Annotated in this window: 15 protein-coding genes; 11 read left to right on the top strand and 4 right to left on the bottom strand. The window is 63.7% G+C overall.

Going from position 1 to position 17,520, the window contains the following annotated elements; translation table 11 throughout:
- The 5 genes from IVB29_RS14510 to IVB29_RS14490 all read left to right on the top strand — a co-directional run bounded on the left by IVB29_RS14510 (position 1) and on the right by IVB29_RS14490 (position 5,329).
- Entirely contained in the window at positions 1-1,314 is a 1,314-nt protein-coding gene (locus IVB29_RS14510; protein ID WP_247504036.1) for a tetratricopeptide repeat protein, read from the top strand.
- 193 nt (positions 1,315-1,507) lie between these two features.
- Positions 1,508-2,110 (top strand): hypothetical protein, encoded by a 603-nt coding sequence (locus tag IVB29_RS14505; protein ID WP_247504035.1) that lies wholly within the window; start codon positions 1,508-1,510, stop codon positions 2,108-2,110.
- Positions 2,111-2,252: 142 nt separating this feature from the next.
- Positions 2,253-4,124, top strand: coding sequence for an ATP-binding protein (locus IVB29_RS14500; protein WP_247504034.1), 1,872 nt, complete (start codon positions 2,253-2,255; stop codon positions 4,122-4,124).
- Between the two features lie 165 nt (positions 4,125-4,289).
- Complete coding sequence (locus IVB29_RS14495) at positions 4,290-4,859, top strand: cysteine hydrolase family protein (RefSeq protein ID WP_247504033.1); 570 nt, start codon at positions 4,290-4,292, stop codon at positions 4,857-4,859.
- Positions 4,860-5,023: 164 nt separating this feature from the next.
- Positions 5,024-5,329: a hypothetical protein gene (locus tag IVB29_RS14490; protein ID WP_247504032.1), complete on the top strand. Its 306-nt coding sequence runs from the start codon at positions 5,024-5,026 to the stop codon at positions 5,327-5,329.
- 49 nt (positions 5,330-5,378) lie between these two features.
- Here IVB29_RS14490 and IVB29_RS14485 read toward each other — a convergent pair whose 3' ends face one another.
- Genes IVB29_RS14485 through IVB29_RS14475 form a run of 3 tightly spaced genes read right to left on the bottom strand, consistent with a single transcriptional unit; the run spans position 5,379 to position 8,064 of the window.
- Positions 5,379-6,650 carry an NAD(P)/FAD-dependent oxidoreductase gene (locus IVB29_RS14485; protein ID WP_276576855.1) on the bottom strand — a complete coding sequence of 424 codons (1,272 nt, stop codon included), beginning with the start codon at positions 6,648-6,650 and terminating at the stop codon, positions 5,379-5,381.
- A 9-nt stretch (positions 6,651-6,659) separates the two neighbouring features.
- A complete protein-coding gene (locus IVB29_RS14480; RefSeq protein ID WP_247504031.1) occupies positions 6,660-7,370 on the bottom strand; it encodes a RibD family protein in 711 nt (236 codons plus the stop codon).
- A gap of 19 nt (positions 7,371-7,389) precedes the next feature.
- On the bottom strand, positions 7,390-8,064 hold the full coding sequence (locus IVB29_RS14475) for a heme-binding beta-barrel domain-containing protein (protein ID WP_247504030.1): 675 nt from the start codon (positions 8,062-8,064) through the stop codon (positions 7,390-7,392).
- Positions 8,065-8,197: 133 nt separating this feature from the next.
- Between IVB29_RS14475 and IVB29_RS14470 the strand changes: the two genes are divergently transcribed.
- Entirely contained in the window at positions 8,198-10,318 is a 2,121-nt protein-coding gene (locus IVB29_RS14470; RefSeq protein ID WP_247504317.1) for an ATP-binding protein, read from the top strand.
- A 49-nt stretch (positions 10,319-10,367) separates the two neighbouring features.
- On the opposite strand, the gene IVB29_RS14465 is transcribed toward IVB29_RS14470, so the two are convergent.
- Positions 10,368-10,547, bottom strand: a complete 180-nt coding sequence (locus tag IVB29_RS14465; RefSeq protein ID WP_247504029.1) for a hypothetical protein — start codon at positions 10,545-10,547, stop codon at positions 10,368-10,370.
- Between the two features lie 332 nt (positions 10,548-10,879).
- Here IVB29_RS14465 and IVB29_RS14460 point away from each other — a divergent pair, with 332 nt between their 5' ends.
- From IVB29_RS14460 to IVB29_RS14440, 5 genes are all read left to right on the top strand, one after another.
- A complete protein-coding gene (locus IVB29_RS14460; RefSeq protein WP_247504028.1) occupies positions 10,880-11,332 on the top strand; it encodes a hypothetical protein in 453 nt (150 codons plus the stop codon).
- A gap of 5 nt (positions 11,333-11,337) precedes the next feature.
- Positions 11,338-12,726 carry a Dyp-type peroxidase gene (locus IVB29_RS14455; protein WP_247504027.1) on the top strand — a complete coding sequence of 463 codons (1,389 nt, stop codon included), beginning with the start codon at positions 11,338-11,340 and terminating at the stop codon, positions 12,724-12,726.
- A gap of 44 nt (positions 12,727-12,770) precedes the next feature.
- Positions 12,771-14,645: a di-heme-cytochrome C peroxidase gene (locus tag IVB29_RS14450; RefSeq protein ID WP_247504026.1), complete on the top strand. Its 1,875-nt coding sequence runs from the start codon at positions 12,771-12,773 to the stop codon at positions 14,643-14,645.
- 437 nt (positions 14,646-15,082) lie between these two features.
- Entirely contained in the window at positions 15,083-16,228 is a 1,146-nt protein-coding gene (locus IVB29_RS14445) for a helix-turn-helix transcriptional regulator (protein WP_247504025.1), read from the top strand.
- A gap of 69 nt (positions 16,229-16,297) precedes the next feature.
- On the top strand, positions 16,298-17,443 hold the full coding sequence (locus IVB29_RS14440; RefSeq protein ID WP_247504024.1) for a helix-turn-helix transcriptional regulator: 1,146 nt from the start codon (positions 16,298-16,300) through the stop codon (positions 17,441-17,443).
- The last annotated feature ends 77 nt before the right edge of the window (positions 17,444-17,520 follow it).

Genomic DNA, 17,520 nt, shown 5'->3' with positions numbered 1-17,520 from the left:
ATGGCGCACGAAGACCGCTACGGCCTGCCGCTCTCCACCACCTCGCACGAGGCCGCATCCGCCTATCGCGACGGCGTCGATCTCATGCTGGCGGGGTGGACCGGCACGGCGGAGACGCTGGAGCGCGCGATCGCGGCCGATCAGGACTTCGCACTGGCCCACATCGCCCGCGCCCGCATCCACGCCTTCTACCAGCAGGGCGATCTCGCACGGCAGAAGGCGGCACTCGCGCGCGAGTGCGCTTCCAAGCGCGGCACCGAGCGTGAGCGCTCGCATGTCGAGACACTCGCGCTCGCGATCGAGGGCCGCTTGCCCGAGTCGATCGCAGCGATGCTGAAGCATATCGAGGCATGGCCGCGCGATGCCGTGGTGCTGTCGTTGCCGCTCGGCGCGTTCGGCCTGTTCGCCTTCTCCGGCATGGCCGATCACGACCGCGCCCGGCGTGAACTGTGCGAGCGCGTCGCGCAGCACTATGGCGAGGACTGGTGGTTCCTCACCATGTATGGCTGGGCGATGACCGAGAGCGGCGACGTCGTCCGCGGCCGCGGCGTCACCGAGCGCGGTTTTGACCTGCGCCCGGCGAATGCCCATGCCGCGCACGCCGTGCTGCATGCGATGTTCGAGGACGGCTCGATCGAGGCGGCCGACCGTCTCGTCGACGAATGGCTCCCCTCCTACGGCCGCGCCGGAATTTTGCACGGCCATATCCTCTGGCATCAGGCGCTCGGCGCGCTCGAATATGGCGACGCGGCGCGTGCGCTCAAGATCTATGCCGACGTGCTTCAGCCCTCTGCCACGCAGGCGCCGCCGCTCAACGTCGTCACCGACGGTGCCTCGCTGCTCTGGCGGCTGTCGGCCTATGGCCATGCCGTGCCGAAGACGCTCTGGCTTGATGCCGACGCCACCGCGCAAAAACTGTTTCCGAGATCAGGCCTGCCGTTCGCCGACGTTCACATGGCGCTGTTCGCGGCCGCGACGCAGAACCGCGAGGCGCTCGCCGCGCGGCTTGCCGTGATCGAGCAGCGGCTCACCGAGGGCAAGCTGCCGGCCGGTCCCGTGGTGCCGGCGATCTGCCGCGCGCTGGCCGCCTTCGCCGACGAGGACTATGCGGCCTGCGCGCAAACGCTCGCACCCGTCCTGGGCGAGGTCGTCCGCATCGGCGGCAGCCACGCCCAGCGCGAGTTGATCGAAGACACCTTCATCGTGGCGCTGATGCGCAGCGGCGACCTCCCCCGCGCCCGCGGCCTGATCGATGCCCGCCTGCATCGCCGCCCGTCGTTGCGTGACAGGCGCTGGCAGGCGGCGATCGCCTAGCTCCGCCACGAAAAAAACATCGGCCTGACGGCAAGTGGCTGCCGGGACGGATGGGGCGATTTGGACGAATCGCCAGGGGTGGCGCGGTGGTATTCCAGTCAGGCAGGCCTAGGCAAACGGGATCGCAACCAATTTGCGGTTCGATGGTTGTTGGACGGGATTTGACCGTGGCCCCTGGCACGCGAGCCTGACGATGCGCCTTTGCAAACCGGTTCTGGCCGCAACCCTCGTCAGCTTGGCAAGTTCTTGGGCAAGTCCCTGGGCAAGTCCTTGTTTTGCCGAGTCTTCCGCGGCGATCCCGGTCAACAATCCGCCGGCGCAGCAGAACGCCCTCATCGACCTGCTGGCGCTGATGTCCGGCCATTGCAAGACGCTGAAGGTCGCGGGCCGCACCTTCGCCTGCAAGACGGTGGCTTACGCCCATGGCGACAAGGGCCGGGTCAATTTCGCGGTCGCCGTCGACGATCCCGGCGACGAGAATCACGTCGTGTCGTTCTCCGGCGAGAACGGCAAGCGCGCCGACGACAATTCCTACGAGCTGCCGATCGACCGCATGCTGCTCAATTCCAAGGACCGGCCCAAGGTCGACGGCCTGCCGGTGCCGGCCGAGCAGGCCTCAACCGGCGTCTGCCGCCAGACCGGCAATTTTGCCGCCAAAAAGGTGAACGACGTCACCTGCTCGGCGACCGACAGCGAAGGCCGCAGCTACGAGCTGCTGTTCGTCTCCGACGGCACGCCGGTCAGCGTGCGCCGCATCAGGCAATCGTCGCCGTCGATCCAGGATCCGTTCAAATAGCGGCCTTTCGTCCCGCCCCGCTTGTCCCCGGGACCGGGCGGGCATCCTTCCGTTGAAACTCCAGGTCCGGCTTGTATGCTCTCGCGTGCGTCCTCATCGAGGAGGCCCGATTGCAACCGGAAGCGGGGCGATGAGTCCAGGAATGTGTAGGATCGCCGTAATCGCGCGCATCCTGATCGTCTGCCTGTTCGCAAGCCTGTCGTCTGCAAACCTGTCATCTGAATGCATCGCAGCCGACGGCCCGCGGCAGCGTTCGATCCTGGTTCTGGAAGAAGCCGATTTTCGCTCGCCCTTCTATTCGGAGATCTTTGCCGGCATCCGTGCCGCCGCAAAGCAAAACGGGAAGGGTCACACGGTGATCTACGGCGAGAGCCTCGATCTCGCCCGCTTCCCCGGACCAGACTACGAAGAAAGCCTGGTCGGTCACCTCAAGACCAAATATGCACTCCGCTCCATCGACGTCATCGTGTCGATCGGCGTCGCATCGGCGAAATTCCTTCAGAAACGCAAGCAGGACATCTGGCCCGCCGCGCCTGTCGTGTACGGCTTCGTGCCCGACCTGCCCGAAACACGCGCGCTGTTTCTGCCCGACGCGACGGCCGTCTTCGCCAGAGTGAGGCCGACCGATCTCCTGATCGCAGCGCGCGCCGTCGTTCCCAATCTGACCCGTGTCGTCCTCGTCGGCGACGCCTGGAAGAATCCGCTGGTGTATGGACATTGGAAGCAGGACTTCGCGGCCGTGATGCCCGGTCTGGAGGTCACAGATCTCTCCGATGCGGTCCTGCGTGACGTCCGCAAGCAGGTCGCCTCCCTGCCCGCCGGCTCCGCGATCCTGACCTCGGCGATGTATTCCGACGGCGAAGGCACCTATTACTCCGCCGCCTCGGCACTCGCGCGCGTCGCCGAGAGCGCGAACCGCCCGATCATCATTACGTCCGATACGTTCCTGGGGCGGTCGGGAGTGGGCGGCTTCCTGCTGCTGCCCGAAATCATCGGCCGCGAAGCCGGCGAAGTAGCGATGCGGATTCTCGACGGCGAAGCGCCGTCGCGTATCGCGCCCTTCAGCGGGGACAACGTGAAGCCGATCTTCGACTGGCGGCAGCTGCAACGCTGGAACGTGGACGAAGCCAATCTGCCTCCTGGCAGCGAGGTGCGTTTCCGCGAACGGAGCTTCTGGGAACAATATTACTGGCACTCGACAATCGTCGCGAGCGTGGTGCTGGTCCAGGGGCTGATGATCGCCATTCTGCTGCGCGAGCGCCGCTTGCGTTTCCTGGCCGAGGTCGAGGCACGCCAGCGCATGTCGGAACTCGCCCACATGAACCGCCGCGCGACCGCCGGAGAGATGTCCGCCTCGATCGCGCACGAGCTGAACCAGCCGCTCGCCGCGATCCTGATCAATGCCGAGACGGCCCAGCAAATGTTGCGGAATCCGCCCCCCGATCTCGGCGAGATCCGGGACATACTGGACCACATCCGCCGCGACGATCAGCGGGCGGCCGAAATCATCGACCGGCTGCGCTCGTTTCTGAAGCGAGACCCGACTGAACGGCGCGAGATCGACCTCAATGCGACGGTCGCCGAGGTGTTTCGATTCCTCTCGGTGCAGGCCATGACCCATGATGTCGAACTCGCGACGGAGCTGTCGTCGTCGACCATCCGCGTGAAAGGCGACAAGGTCCAGCTGCAGCAGGCCATCCTGAATCTCGTCGTGAACGGTATGGATGCTGTGGCTCATCTTCCGGACGATCGGCGCCGCGTCGTCAGTCGGACCAGCCTCGCCAACGGCAATCTGGCCCTTGTCTCCATCGCCGATACAGGCGACGGCATTCTTGCGGAGAAGGTGACCGAGATCTTCAAGCCGTTTTTTACAACCAAGGCGCAAGGCATGGGCATAGGCCTCTCGATCGCGCATACCATCGTCGAGGCACATGGCGGGCGCATCTGGGCCGAAAACGCCCCGTCAGGGGGCGCCGTGTTTCACGTCAGCCTGCCGCTGGCAGCGTCGCGATAGCGTGAGCGCAGTACTCTTCTGCCTCGGCGGAGACTGACAATGGTGGGTTACGCTACGCTAACCCACCCTACGAGACTGCTCGTCATGAAACGAGGGAAGATCGGCATTGCGCTTCCCGGATCGCCTCGCATATTCGGCCCAACAGGCCGTCCGAAAGGTTCGATCATGCCCCACCCCCTCCCCGCCCTCATCGTCGTCGACGTTCAGCGCGCATTCGACGAATGGGAGGCGGCGGGCAAGCGCCGCAACAATCCGGATGCAGTGGCGCGGATCGTCGATCTCCTGAGGGCGTTCAGGGCACACGGTGCGCCGATTGTCCACATCCGCCACGAGGGTACCAAGCCGAACTCGACGTTTCTGCCGTCGCATTCCGGTTACGCGGTCAAGGACGAGGCGCGCGAGGAGGCGGGTGAGCCTGTCATCGTCAAGCGCGTCAACAGCGCCTTCATCGGCACCGACCTCGAGACGCGCCTGCGTGCGGCTGGCATCACCACGCTCGTGATCTGCGGCGCCACCACCAATCATTGCGTCGAGACCACGACGCGGATGGCCGGCAATCTCGGCTTCGATGCGCGCCTGGTCCGCGATGCGACCTGGACGTTCGACCGCATTGGTCCCGACGGCGACGCGCATTCCGCCGAAGAGATCCATGCGATGACGCTGTCGAATCTCAATGGCGAATTCGCGCGCATCGTCACGACCGACGACGTGATCGCATCATTCGCGGCGAGATGATGGCAGCGGCACAACGCGCGCCGCTGATGCGACAATACATCTCACGACATGCGATCATTCGCCTAGAATCGAACGTCGCACGCTGCGTCGTTTCGACGCCCGCACTGGCCGGAACGCAGCCAGCGCCCATCTGTTGTCACACGACATTCAACTGGAGTGATGACATGAAGTATCTCTTTGTCGCGCTGGCCGTCGGTGCTGCGGCGCTGGCCGGCGGTTCGGCGGCGAACGCGGCCAACACAGGCGCGAAGCAGAACGCGCCGACGGACATTAGCGCACAACACCGGCACCATCATCATGGCCAGCGCCATCACCAATGGCGCCATCATCAGCACGGCTATTATCGCCCGCACCACCGGAGCTACGGCTATTACCCGCGCCACCACGGCTATTATGGCGGCGGACCGTACGGATATTACGGCGGTGGCGGTCCGAACGTGACCTTCGGCTTCGGCGGCAACCGCTGGTGAGCGGACTGACACGAACGAACGAAAGGCCCGCGAATACGCGGGCCTTTTTTCATCCGCGCAGGATCATCCCCGCCGTCTCCAGCCCGCTCGCAAGCGCGGCCTCGACCGTACCCATGTCGCGGCCGCGATAGATCGCCTCACCGGAAAACAGCACGGGGCCGTCGGCGCGCGCGAGGATTGTTTGCGCCGCGCGCGTCGCCGGCGTCGCCCAGGAATAAGCACCGCGAGCGAATCGATCGTGCACCCAATTCGTCGCCTCCGCTGCGACGAGGTCGCGCGCGATGTTTTCCCGCGGCAGACCGAACACCACGGCGAGCGATTCGAGCCCGGCGTCGATCAGCCCTCGTGAGTCGAGATGCGCCAGCACCGCGGTGCGCGGGCCGCCGAACCAGCCGGTGAGCACCGGATGCTGCTCCGGATAGCGCGTCCACCACACCGGAATGGCCTGGTCCGACAGCAGGAAGGTCATATCCGCAAGATCCTGCTTCACCTCGCGCCACCATGGCCGTGAGAACCGCAGCAGGATTTTGATCACGCTGCCGAAGCCGATGTCGCAGGCCACGGCGGCCTTCGCGCGCGCGGCCGCGGGCAGAGCGATGTCGCGCAGCAACGGCAGCGGAACGGTGACGATCACGCGATCGCAGGCGTGCACGTCGCCATTGGTGCAATGAACGACCACCGCGCCGTCCTTCTCATCGATGGCCGACACCACGCAGCCAAAGTGGATCGCAGCGCCGCGCCCGCGGCACTCGGCCGCCAGAAAATCGATCAGCGCGCCATAGCCGCCGACGATGCGCGCCTGGGTGTGGTGCCCGCCGTCCATCCACTCCTCGCGCAGCGCCAGAATGGAGGCACGCTCGGGATCGGCGGCGTCGTAGCCTTCGACCATGCGCTCGATGAAAGTGCGCAGCCGGCCGTATTCAGGTCCGGCAAAATGCCGGCGCAGGAAATCAGCGACGGCGAGATCGTCCTTCAACTGCCCGAGAACGGCATGCAGCTCCGCCTCATGCGGATCGTGACGGCTTTCGCGCGAGAGTTTTGTGCCGTCAAAACTCCATTGCGTGCCTTCGATCTCCTGAAGGGACAACTTCGCCTCGCGCAACAGAGCGCGCGTGACCGGCGCCTCGCCATGGACGAATTCGGCGCCGCCGTCGGCGGGGTAGCCGAACTCCGCGGCCGGCAGCGGGTGAATCCGGCCGCCGCAGCGCTCACGGGCTTCCAGGATCGTCACCCTCTTCCCGGCGCGCGCGAGTTCGCGCGCCGCCATCAGGCCCGCTGCGCCGGCGCCGACGACAATGATGTGCTCAGACATGTCCGACATGCCAGCGCATCACCCGACCAGGCCTTGCGGATCGTTCTTGATCAGGTAGCGCAACAGCAGGACGCCGCCGCCGAGCTCCCGCACATTCTCCAGCGTCATCGCGGTGAGGGGCGCGCGTTTGTCGCTGTCCGCGTCCGTCGAATCGAATACGAAGGGTGCGCCCTTGGCGCCGTCGATCGCGGGGCTGAGGATCAGATTGAACTCGTCGATGAGACCGGCGCGCAGGAACGCGCCATTGGCAACGCCGCCGCCCTCCACCAGCAGACGCTTCACCCCGAGTTCACGGTTGAGGATGTCCAGCGCCAGCGCGAGATCGATCTCCGACTTGCCGGCAAAGATGTAGGACACGCCCTCGCCACGAAGCCCCGCGACATGCGAATCCGGCACGCCCTCAGTCAGCACGACGACGATCGGATCGCCGCCGATGTCGGTGCGGCCCCAGCCGATCTTGCCCTGCGCGTCGAGCACCACGCCATAGGTTTTCGCATCGCGCCGCGCGAACCAGTTTTCGCGGGGAAACTTTTCGCTCACTGTCGCAGGATAAGGCTCGCCCTTGGCGAACTCCGAGCCGGTGACGCGGCCGATCACCCAGGCATCGCCGCCGAGCTCGCCATGGATTGTCTCGAACCAGTCCGTGCCCGCGCCCTTTGGACGCCAGCGGCTGGGATGCGTCCGGCCGTCGAGGCTCGAATGCATCAGACAGATGACATAAGGCTTCATGCAAATCTCCGGACCACGCTCAAGCCGCCGTGCCGCCGCTCTTGGAGTTGTCTTTGGCGCGATCGTTGACGATCACCGCGAGCGGGTTGGGCTTTGGCGGCGCGACGAGCTTGAGCGTATTGCTGTCGTGATGATTGAAGGGCGCGCCGCGGACGAACAACTCGGTCTGGATCAGATAGGTCCAGCTTCCGTCATCGTTGAAGGTGATGTCGCAGCGGTAGGAATCGGTGCGGAATGCCTGTTCCAGAAAATCGGTCGAGCAGATCCCGTAAGCGGTGTCGCCGCGCTTCGCCGTGACGGAGATCTTTCTGTCATCCGGTCCGGCCTTGCCCGAGGCCAGCAGCACCTGCCCGCGCGGAATCGCCAGCGTCTGCATGATCAGCCCGGTCGCGGGCTCCCACAGCCAGTAGCCGACCTGGTCGTGGAAGGTAATGTCTTCCTCGGGCGTATTGATGTGGATGTGATAGCGCAGTCCATAGAGCAGCTGCGGCCCGTTGGCCTGCGGATCGATCGGGTCCATCCGGATATGCTCGATGAAGGTCCGCCGCTCCGGCCCCTCCGCCTTCGGATTGACATCGATGCCCTTGTCCGCCTGCCAGCTGCCGGCGAGTCGGCGGAGCGGGCCGAGATTGGCAAGGCTGTCGGGCGAGACGTCCTCGGGCTCGGTGAAGATATCGGCGGGAATGGGGAGCATGGTACCTCGCGTCGTTGCGGATGAAGCAATAGCACAAGGGTGGGGTCAAACCACTGGAACGGAACCAGATTCCGCATTGCGCGTTACCGACCGTTGAGTCCACGAAGTTCGGGCTCGATGGGCAAAGATGCCCATGTCATGCGTCGCGGGGGATCAGGTGCTGTCTGAGAATGCTGCTCGGCAGTCGACCGATATAAGCTTCCTCGCCGACGGCGGCGAGCTGGGCGCCGCGATGCGCTCCCTCGACTGGTCGGATTCACCGCTCGGTCCTCCCCGCGACTGGTCCCAGGCCCTGAAGGCGACGGTCGGCATGATGCTGCCCGCCCAGGCCCAGATCGTTTTGTTCTGGGGCCCCGATTTCGTCGCTCTCTACAACGACGCCTACGCGCCGGGCATCGGTGCCAACCACCCCCGCGCCCTCGGCCGCCCGGCGATCGAGAACTGGGGCGAGCTGTGGGACGATCTCGAACCGCTGCTGTCAGGCGTCCGTCAAACCCGAAAGACATTCGCCGCGAAGGATCGTCCGTTCTACGTCGAGCGTCATGGCTACGGCGAGACCAGCTATTGGGATGTCTCGTATTCCGCCGTGCCTGATGATGACGGCTCGGTCGGCGGTGTACTCTGTCTCGTCTCGGAGACCACGGAACGCGTGTTGGGCGTGACGCGGCTGCGGGCCAGCGAAGCGCGGTACCGGGAGCTGACCACCACGCTCGAGCAGCGCGTGGCCGAACGAACCGCCGAGCGTCATCTGCTGGCCACGATCGTGGAAACCACCGACGGCCAGATTCAGGCTCTGAATCTCGATTATCGCTGGCTTGCCATCAACGCATCCTGTGCCGACTCTTATCAGCGCATCTACGGCAAGCGACCGGAGATCGGCGATTCCCTGCATGAATTCCTGGCCGACCGTCCCGAGCATCTCGCTGCGGCGACGGCCATTTGGGATCGTGCGCTGGCCGGCGAAACCTTCACCAAGGTCGAGGAGCTCGGTGATCCGCAATTCGAGCGCCGCGTCTTTGAAATGAAGCTCGAGGCCTTGCGCGCCGCGGACGGCGCGCGGATCGGCGCTTTCCTGACCGGGCGCGACGTGACGGATCGATTGGAGGAGCAGGCACGGCTCGCGCGGGCCGAGGAAGCGCTGCGTCAGGCCCAGAAGATGGAGGCGATGGGCCAGCTCACAGGAGGCGTCGCACACGACTTCAACAATCTGCTCACACCGATCGTCGGCCTGCTCGACATGCTTCAGCGCAAGGGCATCGGCGGCGAGCGCGAGCATCGCCTGATCGCCGGCGCAGCCCAGGCGGCCGAGCGCGCCAAGACGCTGGTGCAGCGTCTTCTGGCCTTTGCGCGCCGGCAACCGCTTCAGGCCGTTCCGGTCAACATCGGCCGGCTCGTGGCCGACATGGGAGATCTGATCTCGAGCACGACAGGACCGCAGATCCAGATGACGGTGGACACGCCGGAAGGACTTCCCGAGGCCATGGCCGATCCCAACCAGATCGAGATGGCGATCCTGAACCTCAGCGTGAATGCGCGCGACGCCATGCCCGACGGCGGAAGCTTGCGCATCTCCACCAAGGCGCGAACGGTGACCGGCGAGCACAATGCGGAGCTGGCCCCGGGCATCTATGTCTGCATCTCGGTCGCCGATACCGGCATCGGCATGGACGACGAGACACTGGCTCATGCCGTCGAACCGTTCTTCTCGACCAAGGGCGTCGGGCAAGGCACCGGTCTTGGCCTTTCAATGGTCCACGGCCTTGCCTCGCAGCTCGGCGGCGCGCTGACGATCAAGAGCGCTGCGGGATCGGGGACGACGGTGGAGCTGTGGCTGCCGGTCAGCCACACCGCCGCGAGCGCGATCGAGACCGTCCCGCAACCGAAGCCGCAGCCGCGTCCCGCCGGCACGGCGCTGCTCGTGGACGACGAACCGCTGGTGCGCATGAGCACCGCCGACATGCTGAGCGAGCTCGGCTACAGAGTCGTCGAGGCGGGGTCGGCGGAAGATGCGCTTCAGCGCGTCAGGGAGGGCCTGCGGCCGAACCTGCTTGTCACCGACCATCTGATGCCGGGCATGAGCGGAACGGATCTGGGCCTCACGCTGCGCAACCAGTATCCCGAGCTGCAAATCCTCGTGGTCTCAGGTTATGCCAACAACGAAGGCATCACGCCGGATTTGTCGCGGCTGACGAAGCCGTTCCGGAGCGACGAGCTGGCGGCAAGTCTGGCCGGCTTGGCGAAGGTGGGAAGATAAGGGGCAAGCGGAGCCGAACCGGTTCAGTTCGGCTCCGTCGCCGGGAAGCTTAGTGGCGGTGATCGCGGACCTCGGGTTGGGTGCGGTGATCCCGGACGATCGTCTGATTGCGATGGTCGCGCACGATGGGCGGGTCGCGATGGTCGCGGACGATCGTTGTCGCGTTCGAGGGTATCGCCATGCCTGCCAGAATGATCGCTGCGAGAGCCACGAGGATGGAATTGCGCATGAGTTCTTCCTTTGCTGGTGGATCACTGCGAGCCACCTGACAAAAGGCTAGATCGATCCGTCGGAATGATATGTGCCGACGATCACGCGGTAACGATTGATGCGCTCGCGACGGCGCGCCTTGCGTGCGATGTGCGGTGATGTCGCCGGTGACCAGACGGTGAGGCGCCGTGTGTAACGAGCCCCAAGAGCAACGGCGCCTTTCCGGTGTGAAACACTTCACAATTTCTAGCTGCATTCCGTGCTAAAAGCGCGGGCGTACAGTCGCCGCTGCTGCTCCGCTGCAAATGTGTCATTCGCAACGGTTTCAGCGAATCACAGGGAGGAGTTGCTATGTCAGTTGTATTGAAAGCTGGGAAGATCAGCGTCCTGACCGCAATTACCAAGATCGTTCCCGGTCATGCCGAAGTGTTGCGCAAGACACTTCAGGGGCTGACCGCTGCAAACGGCGGCAAGATCGCTTCTCTCGGCACGATCCATATCGTGCGCTGGGTCATTTTCGATAATGACACGCGTTTATTCTTTGCAACGAATTTCGACGGCGACGTCGAAGACTACATGCGCGACTTCGCCGAGCGGGCCCCCGATGGAATCGACGCGATCTGGGGCCATTGCGAAGGGTATCCGGGCGCGCGCGATTATCCAAAGCTGCGCGACTACATTCTCGGAAGCGCCGTCGAAACCGACGGTTATTATTGCGCCTATCCGAATTCGACCGTCGCAGACATCAACAAGGCGCTGGATTGGAAGGGCAAGCTCGACACATTCCTCGACCAGCTCGGTTGACGGGAATGACTGCACAATCCGCTGCCGGCAACCTGGATCGGAACGAGATCCAGGGGATGGCGATGCGGCCGTATCGATTTCCGTTTGCGCACTATCATCTGCTGAACGTGAGCGAGGCGGCGAAAGCTCGGCGATGGTTCAGTGGTGTCGCCGGGCGATGCACCACTGTGGCGGGTCTGGACGCATCGCCTTCGCAGGCCTTCAACGTCGCCCTCTCGTGGCAAGGTCTGTCGGCGATCGGCGTGCAGGAAGCCACCTTGTCGAGTTTTTCGCAGGAATTCCAGCAGGGAATGGCGGCACGCGCCGATCGGCTCGGCGACGTTGGCGACAGCGCTCCGGCGCGGTGGGACGCACCGTTCAACGAGAGAGTGCACGTGCTCGTCGTGGTGAGTGCGATGACTACAGCGGATCGCGATGCCGCTTCGACAGCATTGCTGTCTGATGTGCGCGATAACGGCTTGACTGCAGCAGGCGCCATCGATGCGAAATTGTTGGCCGGTCCAGATGGCAGGCTCGCTCCAATCGAGCACTTTGGCTACCGTGACGGAATTACCGAACCCTCTATCGAGGGCAGTGGGGAGCCTGCCTTGCCCGGCGCGGGCATTCCGGACGCAGCTGGCTGGCGAGCCCTAAGGGCTGGTGAGTTCGTGCTCGGGCAGCCTGATGAGACCGGTGCCGTCCCTGACTTGCCCACCCCGGCAAGTTTCAGCGGCAACGGCAGCTTCGTGGTGTTGCGCAAGCTGCACCAGCATGTCTGGGCTTTCCGCAACTATCTGCGGAGCTCCGCCAAGGACGACGCCGACGCCGCGCTCCTGGCGGCGAAGATGATGGGACGCTGGCAAAGCGGCGCACCGCTGGCTTTGACAGCAAAGCAGGACGATCCGGCGCTCGCCGCAGATCCGAAGCGAAACAATGATTTCACGTATCTCGACGATTTGCAGGGAACGAGCTGCCCGGTGGGGGCGCACGTGCGGCGCCTCAATCCGCGCTCGGGGCTGACAGGCCCGAATGGCGCATCCGTCCATCGGCATCGGCTGCTGCGCCAGGGTTTGCCCTACGGGTCGCGCCTGCCTGCGGATGCGACTGCCGACGACGGCGCCGAGCGCGGCGCCGTCATGTTGCTGGTGAACGCCGACATCGCCCGTCAATTCGAATTCGTTCAGAAGGTCTGGATCAATGATGGTGACTTCGCCGGACTGGAGAATGAGAAGGATCCGATGATCGGCGGCAACGACGGGAGCGGGACCTTCACGATCCCGCGTGTCGGACCGCCGCGGCGTCGATTGCAGAAACTACCGGCGTTCGTGAGTACACGCGGCGGAGAGTATTTCTTCCTGCCCGGCATCGCTGCGTTGCGATCCTTTGCCGACTCCCCGGCGGGCACGACCTCATGATTGCTTCAGGCTGAGTTCTCCAACAGCCTGCCAAGGAGAGCAAAATGGCGTGGAAACCGAATTCAAGCGTCGCCTCACTGGCCCTGCTCTTCTCGGTCATTGTTGCCGCGGTCGTCGTGATCGCGGGCGTGATCGGCTACCCCTATGTCTCCAAGGTCTATGACGGGATCAGGGTGAAGCTGCCGGAGTATCCAACAGCCCGGAAGACCCGCTGGCTCGACCAGAACTGGACGGATAAGCGCGACTGGTTTCACCACGCCGATCAGGGGACGGCGACTTTCCACATCCCTTACGAATGGTTCATGGCCCTTGAACAGCCGGTGTTATCGCTGACGCCTCTGACGTCGGTGGGACTTTTGAGCGACCCGGCTTATCTCGACCGCTTCGGATTCATTCCCGATCCGACCGATCCCAAGCTCGGATTGCCTGTCGGCATGGCGCGCGGCAAGGCCATGGTCGACGGCACCGCACGACCCTGGAAAAATCCACGGGCTCCCTACAATGACATGACGCGGATCGGGCTGAACTGCGCGGCGTGCCACACCGGACGTTTCACCTACCAAGGCACAGAACTGCTGGTCGACGGCGGCCCGGCGCTCACGGATCTCGGCAAGTTCCGGAGCGCGCTTGGCCTCTCGCTGGCGTTCACGCGCTTCGTTCCGTTCCGCTTCGATCGGTTTGCCGAAAAAATCATCGGAGCAAACTTAAGCGAAGTGGAAAAGAGCCAGTTGCTTGCGCAACTCGACAAGATCCTGGCGCAGGGCAAGGGGCTCGCCGATCTCGACACCATGGTTGCTCCGCAGAGCGTGGTCGAGGGGTTCGGCAGGCTCGACGCGTTGAACCGCATCGGCAACGAGGTCTTTGCGGTTGATCTCAAGATTCCCGCCAACTATGCCGCCACATCGGCGCCCGTGCATTTCCCGCGCATCTGGGATGCCTCGTGGTTCGATTGGGTCCAATACAACGCATCGATCGAACAGCCCCTGGTGCGCAATGCCGGTGAAGCCATGGGCGTATCCGCGATGATCAACCTGACAAGCGCGAAGGGAGGGCTTTACAACTCAGGCATCGAAATCATGAACCTGGACAGGATCGAGAAATCGCTGGCCGGCAAGCAGCCGAATGAAAGCACAGGCTTCACCGGATTGAAGTCACCACAATGGCCTGCCGAGCTTCCTCCTGTAGACAAGAGGCTCGCCGAGCAAGGTGCAGCCCTCTACAAGGAGCATTGTCAGGGATGCCACCTGGCCCCGGTGAGCAGTGCCGAATTCTGGAAGTCCGACCGCTGGTCGCTGCCGGACAATCGGAAGGATGAGCGTTATCCAGGCGAGCGTTATCTCCACCTCAAGGTCGTCCCGATCACGGATATCGGCACCGACCCCGCGCAGGCCCAGGATATGTTCGATCGCAAGGTCACGATTCCCGGGGAGCTCGATATTTCCTCCGACAGTTTCGGCCCAGCGCTCGGCGAAGTCACCGGAAAAACCATCAAGCATTGGTATGACAGCCAGACGCCCCCGGTTGCGCCAGAAAAGCGCGACGAGATGAACGGATACCGCGACAATGGCATCCAGGCGCCGCTGGGCTACAAGGCGCGTCCGCTCAACGGGATATGGGCAACGCCGCCGTACTTGCACAACGGCTCGGTGCCCAACCTTTACGCCCTGTTGTCGCCAGTCAGCGATCGGCCGGCGAAATTTGACCTGGGCAATCGCGAATATGACGCGGTCAATGTCGGATATCGCACTGACAAATTGGAAAACGGATTCGAGCTCGATACGAGGCTCCGGGGCAATCACAACACCGGGCACGAGTTCAATGGTGATGGGACCAAGCAAAATGAAAAGGACGGCGTGATCGGGCGCCTATTGACGCCGCAGGAGCGGCGGGCGCTGGTCGAATTTCTGAAGACCATGTGAAAGCCAAACGCGCCCCGAACTGCACGACAGCTCGGGAGCCCGGCCGCGACCTCAGCGCCAGCCGGCCGCCAGCGCCACACTGCTGCAACACGCCGAAGTTTCGCCGGATCGCCAGCCAGCATCGTCGAATCCCGCAACTCGACGCGAGTCGAGTCCGCCGGCCCGCAATCGACGTCGCGTCTGCCACAGTTTTAATCAGGCCCCGCGCAGACCATGCACTGGACCTGCGCATTCAAGACGCAGAAGTCCGGCCATTCGCGAAAATCATGGAGGCCGCGCAAGAGGCGTCAAGGGTTTGTGTCCGGCGTTCCCGTTTGCGCCGCGAAATCGCGGTGATAAGACCATGGGGTGAGAATTGTGAAATCCGCCATAGGCGATGAAGCCACTCCAATATAGCTTTCAAGTGACGACACTGATTTTCAAGTGAGTGGTTTGGAATGCAGCAGGCTTCGGTCGAGACGTTCTCGGACCTGATCGGCAAGATCTACGATTGCGTGATCGCGCCTGAACAATGGACGAGGGTTCTGAACGAGATTCGCATGGAGTTAGGCTTCGCGACGGCCGTGCTCTCAGCCTACAGCCTCACAAACACGAGAATCGGCGTCAATGCGGCCTCCGGAACCGACCCGGTCCCGACGATGACCGGGACCGCAGTCGAGTATGTGGCTGATATCGTCGAACTGTGGGGCGGCATTGAGCGCATCCGGCAATATCCGCTTGGAGAACCGATCATTCGATCCCAGGCGGTTCCAGAGGAAATGATCCTCCGAAACCGCTATCATCGGGAATGGGCCATGCCCAAGGGCCTGTTCGACGCTGTCGGTGTCGCCCTCGTTCGCGAAAAGACGATGATCGGCAATGCGACATTCAGTCAGCATGAGTCGGACGGAGCCATCGAAGATGCGCAGGTCAGCGGATTGCGCGTTCTCGCGCCTCACATCCGCCGCGCCGTGACCATCAGCAATCTGTTCGACATGAAGACGGTGGAAGCCGCGACATTCTCCGCGACGGTGGAGACCCTGACGGCCGGCGTCGTCCTGACGGACGAGGATTCGAAAATCGTTCACGCCAACGCCGCAGCAGAAGCCATGCTCGCGGCCGGCGATCCGGTTCTGGCGCGACATGGCCGGATCGCGGTTCAGTCCGCGGCGACGACCGCCTCACTGCAATCGGCCATCGCGCAAGCCGCGAAGGACGAGGCGGCCCTCGGCCAGAAAGGCATCGGCATCCCGATCCCGCGCCCGAGCGGCGATCCGCTCGTCATCCATGTTCTGCCGCTGCGACGCGGCCATATGCGGGCCGGACTGGTCCAGCGCGCCGCCGCCGCGCTGTTCGTGGCATCGGCCTCCGGTCCGCCGCAGCTGCCTCACGATGCGCTCGTCCAGCTCTATGATCTGACGCCGGCCGAGGTTCGTATCTTCGAGCTCATCTGCGACGGACAGACACGTGACGCGATCTCGTCGCAGCTCGGGGTGTCCGTGAGCACGGTGAAAACCCACCTCTTTCATGTCTTCGAGAAGACAGGATGCCGACGCCAGGTCGATCTGGTCAGGCTGGCAAAATCGCTGACGTTTCCGGTGTAGGGAACGGCCTGGGTGACGATGATTTGCGTGATTTTTTGAAGTGAGTGGCTTTGAAGTGAGTGGTTTGGAATGCAGCAGGCTTCGGTCGGGAAACTCTCGGATCTCATCGGTGATATCTATGATTGTGTGATCGCACCCGAACGCTGGACCGAAGTCCTGGACGGGATATGCGCCGAGTTCGGCTTTGCCACCGGCGCGCTCTCGGCCGCCAGCCTCTCGAATATGAAGGCCGTCGTCAATGCGGTCTCCAGGACCAGCGATCTCGCCCAGATGTCTCAGAATGCGATCGGGTACGGGGCTGACATCATCGAGCTCTGGGGCGGCGCCGAGCGCATTCAGCAATACCCGCTCGGGGAGCCGATCGTTCAATCCCAGGCTGTCCGGCAGGACGTCATCTCCGGCAATCGCTATTATCGCGAATGGGCCTTGCCCAAAGGCTTGTTTGACGCCGTTGCCGTCGGCCTCGTTCGCGACAGGACGATGATTGGAAACGCGATCTTCAGCCAGCATGAGTCGGCCGGCCCCATCGACGATGCGCAAATCGGCGGATTGCGCCTTCTGGCGCCACACATCCGCCGCGCCGTGACGATCAGCAATCTGTTCGACATGAAGGCGGTGGAGGCCGCGACATTCGCCGCGACCGTCGAGGCCCTGACGGTCGGCGTCGTCCTGGCGGATGAAGATTCGAAAATCGTTCACGCCAACGCCGCAGCGGGCGCCATGCTCGCGTCGGGTGATCCGATTGTGGTTCAACATGGCCGGATCGCCGTCCAATCCGCGACGACCACCAGCACATTGCAATCGGCCATCGCGCAGGCCGCGAAGGACGAGGCGACGCTCGGCCAAAAAGGCATTGGCATCCCGATCCCTCGCCCCGGCGGCGACCCTCTCGTCATCCACGTTCTGCCGCTGCGACGCAGCCATATGCGATCCGGTCTGATCCAGCGAGCCGCCGCCGCCTTGTTCGTGACGTCGGCCTCCGGGCCGCCGCGATTGCCTCACGATGCTCTCATCCAACTCTATGACCTGACGCCGGCCGAGATTCGAATCTTCGAGCTGATTTGCGAAGGACAGACACGCGCCGATATCTCGGCGTCGCTCGGCGTTTCCGTCGCCACCGTGAAGAGCCACCTCGTTCATGTCTTCCAGAAGACGGGCTGCGGGAGGCAGGTCGATCTTGTCAGGCTGGCAAAGTCGCTGACGTTTCCGGTGTGAGGTGCGAACTGGGAGGGATGGTGCCAGGGAGGGAATCATACGCAACCACCGACACGACAAACCGCTGTTTGTCCTTA

The sequence above is a fragment of the Bradyrhizobium sp. 1 genome (genome assembly GCF_023073315.1).
Lineage (GTDB): Bacteria > Pseudomonadota > Alphaproteobacteria > Rhizobiales > Xanthobacteraceae > Bradyrhizobium.
Note: the sequence above shows the minus strand (reverse complement) of the source record. Positions and strands in the feature narration are given on the sequence as shown.